Source organism: uncultured Cedecea sp., assembly GCF_947498825.1.
GTDB lineage: Bacteria > Pseudomonadota > Gammaproteobacteria > Enterobacterales > Enterobacteriaceae > JGM124.
In genome coordinates this window covers 1-448 of the sequence record NZ_CANMLV010000071.1, presented here as the reverse complement: position 1 = coordinate 448, position 448 = coordinate 1, and the positions used below count along the sequence as shown (strand labels likewise).

Here is a 448-nt window from a genome sequence, read left to right as displayed (position 1 = left end):
GGAGGTGCTCTCCCAGCTGAGCTAATCACCCCCGCTGTGTGGAGTCGCATTATAGGGATAGTTGAAACTGAGTCAACATATTAGAGAGTGATATCAATTCTTTTGTTGGCATCTTGAGCGTTAGTGCTGATTTTTTGGATTTTTTGACGGTTTTTTAATCAGTCCGACGTTGGGTTACTGATGTTGCAGTCTTTTTATTTCTGCTGAAATTCATTTTGACAGTGTGCTTTTTCGTCAGAAGTCTTGCAGTAATGCATATGGCTTATTACAAAGCAGGGCAGGGGGAAAGGCTGAAAAGTCAAAGATCCAGACGAATGGGAGCCGGGAGCCCCGCCCGAATTGCAGACAGCAAAAAGGCGCCTTTAGGGCGTCTTTCCACATTGGTGGGTCGTGCAGGATGACTCGGCCTGTGGCCTCGCCCTTCGGGTCGTTGCTGCGCAACGCTGTT

The 448-nt window shown here is 48.2% G+C and carries 1 other RNA gene; it reads right to left on the bottom strand.

The features are described 5' to 3' along the window. Positions 1 to 381 precede the first annotated feature (381 nt). Positions 382 to 448, bottom strand: a non-coding RNA gene (locus Q1A40_RS22970) — RtT sRNA; the annotation flags it as partial.